4 protein-coding genes are annotated in these 4080 nt (G+C 35.0%); 2 read left to right on the top strand and 2 right to left on the bottom strand.

Translation table 11 applies throughout. The features are described 5' to 3' along the window. A partial coding sequence (locus tag ACJMLH_RS00035; protein WP_405273927.1) for a hypothetical protein occupies window positions 1–382 on the bottom strand: 382 nt, incomplete at its 3' end. A 182-nt stretch (window positions 383–564) separates the two neighbouring features. On the opposite strand from ACJMLH_RS00035, the gene ACJMLH_RS00030 reads away from it, so the two are divergent. Together ACJMLH_RS00030 and ACJMLH_RS00025 are read left to right on the top strand one after the other, a co-directional pair. Next, window positions 565–1803: a KamA family radical SAM protein gene (locus ACJMLH_RS00030; RefSeq protein WP_405273926.1), complete on the top strand. Its 1239-nt coding sequence runs from the start codon at window positions 565–567 to the stop codon at window positions 1801–1803. A gap of 246 nt (window positions 1804–2049) precedes the next feature. After that, on the top strand, window positions 2050–2916 hold the full coding sequence (locus ACJMLH_RS00025; protein WP_405273925.1) for a hypothetical protein: 867 nt from the start codon (window positions 2050–2052) through the stop codon (window positions 2914–2916). Between the two features lie 82 nt (window positions 2917–2998). Here the strand turns inward: ACJMLH_RS00025 and ACJMLH_RS00020 are convergent, their stop codons facing one another. Then, the gene (locus ACJMLH_RS00020; protein ID WP_405273924.1) at window positions 2999–3934 is read right to left on the bottom strand and encodes a 3-hydroxyacyl-CoA dehydrogenase; all 936 of its coding nucleotides are present in this window, start codon (window positions 3932–3934) and stop codon (window positions 2999–3001) included. Between the last annotated feature and the right edge of the window lie 146 nt (window positions 3935–4080).

The following is a 4080-nucleotide window of genomic DNA, read 5'->3' as shown; positions in this document are numbered from 1 at the left end:
GGTCTTTTGCATCATCGCATGCCCATGCGCAATGCAGGATGGCAAAAAATGAATCTATTTCTTCAAATTTCTCATTTTCAATCAGGTATTGTTTGTAAAACTTCTCAGCAAGGGATGATTTAAATTCAATGCCTTTGCAGGTTTCATATTCCTGGGATTTCAGGTAGGCGCTGCTTATTATCAAATCATCATCAAGGCTTGAGGCAACATATCCGCAATGAGGGCATTCCAGAATCCATGTTTCCATTGTGCTTCGATACATTTCTGACGGTCTTGTATCCATGTCCTGATAGCCCATTTGATTGGAACTCATTAACACTGGCTGTAATGATGATTTGCCGCATACTGAACATTTCATTTTTACTTCATCAATTAGTGTCATAGTCCACCTCTAATATTTGTTATTAAGATGTTAGTATTTAAAGTGTTCGGCCAAATAAGTGGAAGATTAGATGTTTTTTTCTATTTATGACAAATATAGATTACATAAAGGCCAGATTATCAAAAAAGATATAATACTTATTATATATAATTTTAACAATTAATCTATAAAATGATAATATATTGAGGTATGATAGTATAAATATCAATAGAAAAAAATCATTAGTCCGTTCCAATGAACTTGATATGATAGCTCGTGAAGATATGAAGCATATGTCAAAAGTTAGAATTGGATGCAGTGAATTTTCCAACAGTTTATACGTTAATACTAAAAATAAAATTTTAAAGGAACTGAATGCGACTGAAGATGACTGGGTCAATCCTAAATGGCAAATGAAAAATCGCATCACTACTGTTGATGAAATTTCAAAATACACTAACCTCACAGAAGAGGAATATGAAAATATAAGAATAGTAAGTAAGGAATACCGATGTGCTATAACTCCATATTACTTTTCATTAATAGATTTCAATAATCCTGACTGTCCCATAAAATTACAGTCTTTTCCGAATATTCTTGAATTGGATGAAGGAGGTCAATTGGATCCGATGAATGAGGAACAGTCCAATCCTTCCGGAAAAATCACCAGAAGATATCCAAATAAGCTTATTATCAACGTTACCAATGCATGTCCGATGTTCTGCAGACACTGTCAGCGCCGCAGACTGATAGGCAAACATGACAGAAACTCATCAAAAGAGGAGATTGACGAGTCAATAGAATTCATAAAAAACAATGAAACCATAAGGGAAGTACTGATTACCGGCGGAGACGCATTGCTGCTTTCAAACGATAAACTTGAAGAAATCTTTGAAAAGGTATCTCAGATAGGTCATGTTGATGTGATAAGGGTGGGCACAAGGACACTGGCAACCCTTCCATTCAGAATAGATGAGGAACTTGCAGGTCTTCTTAGAAAATACAGGGTGCAGCTTTCGACACAGTTCAACCATGCCTGTGAGATTACCCCTGAGGCCGTTAAAGCCATTGACATATTGGTTGACCATGGAATACCTGTGCGAAACCAGATGGTGCTTCTGCGAAATGTAAACGATGACAAGTACTGCATTCAAAAGACCAATGAGGAACTTCACAAGTATCGTGTAATCAATTATTACCTGTTCCATCCAAAAGAGGTGAAGGGAATTAACCACTTCCAGGTGGATATTTCAAAAGGCCTTGAAATCATGAAGCATCTTGAAGGAAGAACAAGCGGCATGTGCAAACCTACATATGTATTCAATGCCCCTGGCGGACTTGGAAAAGTGCCTCTGGTGCCGATGGAAAACATCGAACGTCAGGAAGATGGATATAAGCTGACTACCTGGGAAAACAAAACAATATTCTATGATTTCAAGTAATTACATTCTATGTAATGATTATGTTTGGATTTGTTAAATAGCCTAATATATTCATGTCAATCAGTAGCTTTTGTTTATAATAGCTTTCTTAATTTAATATTTAAAATTATTTTTTTAAATTTTGCATTAAAGTTCAGGGGTTTCCTTGTTTGGATTTTTCCTTTTAATTGCATTAAACTGGTCGGATACCATCAAAAACAAATTTTTTTATAATTGTATTTTCATATAATTAAATAGGTGAATTAAATGGAGTTCTTCATGCCTCTGTTAGAGTTTTTTAGTGAAATTGTTATATTTTTGCTTTTAGTGGGAATCGGATTAATTATTTTTAAATTAAAGCCCAAATTTAACAGTGCTTTTTTTAATCCAATAGAATATCTTCCTGAAGATGAAATTCATACTTTAAAGCAAGTTTCCTACTTGATTTTGATGGCATTATGTTTTATTAATGTGATGTATTCGTTAATATTTATAACTTATGATGTAATGTATCTTGTAGCATTGGATGTTTGTCTTTCACTTTATATTGCATTAACCATTGATAAGAGCACATGGAAAGGTAAACTGATGGTATTGTTGCTTGTTCCTTACGGAGCTTTAACATTTTTGATGTTTAAGTATTCATTGATTGGATTGTTTGATTTAATTCATGTACCTGTTTTTATTTATTATATCAGATATTATTATAACAAATTTCAGGATTATACACAGTCCCACGGTTTGGGAATAACCATAATTTTGTTGTTTTCAATAATTTTTGTTAGCTTTATCATCACTAACTTTGTGGAAAATAACAATCCTCTAAATGCAATTGTCATGGTTTCGAATGCATTTACAAGTAACGGTTATGCTGTTTTGGGAGATTCCGTTCCAGGTAAGCTGAATAGTATAGTATTGGTTTGGTCTGGCTTTATCATTTCAGGTGTCGGTACTGCAACGCTGATGGCTGCAATCCTGACAAGAACATATCACAATAAGTTTGAAGAGTATGATGACAAGCTTGAAGAACTGAACAGCAAGTTGGACAAGTTCGAAGAATTGAACGGCAAGTTGGACAAGTTCGATGAGAAGTTTGAAAACCTTGAAAATTTAATTAAAAAGAATAATGATTAATTCATTGTTTTAACTTTTTTTAGAAATCTAAAGAAAAAAAGATGAATAAATGATATTAAATCATCTATTCGCTTTAAAGTTATCAGTATTCGTAGAAACCTTTGCCTGCGTTGATACCTGTTTCACCGGCATCTATTTTTTCCTTAAGCTTTTTGGCAATTTTTCCCTGTGTTGTTTCAGGGTCTTGGGATCTAGGGTCCATGATGATGATGTTGTATGCAGTTACAAGTCCTACAATGTCCAGAATCTGGAACGGTCCGTTCGGTGAGCCGGTAGCAAGTCTCCAGGTCAAATCTATTGTTTCAGGGTCTGCAACTTCCTCAGCCCACAATGCCTGTCCTGCAGATAGGAATGGAACAAGCAGTGAATTAAGTACGTATCCAGGCTGTTCTTTTAATACTTTGATAGGAACCATGTTGATGTCTTCTGCATATTGGACAATCAAATCAAAGTATTCCTGTTCGGTTCCAGGGTGAGGCATTACCTCAGCAGTGTTTTGAGCCCATATGTTGTTTGCAAAGTGGAATGCAAGATACTTTTCAGGCCTTCCGGTGTGCTCTGCAAATTGGCTTGGAAGCAGTGTGGATGAGTTGGTAACGATAACAGTTTTTTCAGGAAGATATTTTGCAAGTTCCTCATAGAATGCAATTTTCTGAGCAGGGTCTTCTGCAATTGCTTCGATTATGAGGTCTGCGTCTTCTGCTGCCTCTTCATAGCTTGTGGTTAATGTCAAGCTATCGAACGCTTTTTGTGCTTGTTCTTTTAGGGCATCTATTTCCTCATCGCTCAGGTCAGGATTTTTGCTGAATCCTCTGCAGTATGCGGTTTTGTCTGTTTTCATCTGTTCAAGTGTGCCCTGATATATGTTAAGGAGTCTTTCAAATTTTGGTTTGGCTCTTTCGATTGAACCTTCGCTTCTAAGCCAGACGGTTACGTCAAAGCCACAGAATGCTGATTGATAAGCAATCTGACTGCCTAATACTCCTCCGCCAGCTACTACAACTTTTTTTATATCCATTTTAATCACCAATTAAATATTATAAACCATATTTGATAAAAAACTAAAAAAATATGATATGGTTTACTTGTTTTTTATTTAAAAATTTAAGATATTTAAAATTTTTTAAATGATTCTGAAATATGACAATCACAAAATATGATTTC

The sequence above is a fragment of the Methanobrevibacter sp. genome (assembly GCF_045116495.1).
Lineage (GTDB): Archaea > Methanobacteriota > Methanobacteria > Methanobacteriales > Methanobacteriaceae > Methanocatella.
This window is presented reverse-complemented; position numbering and strand designations above follow the sequence as displayed.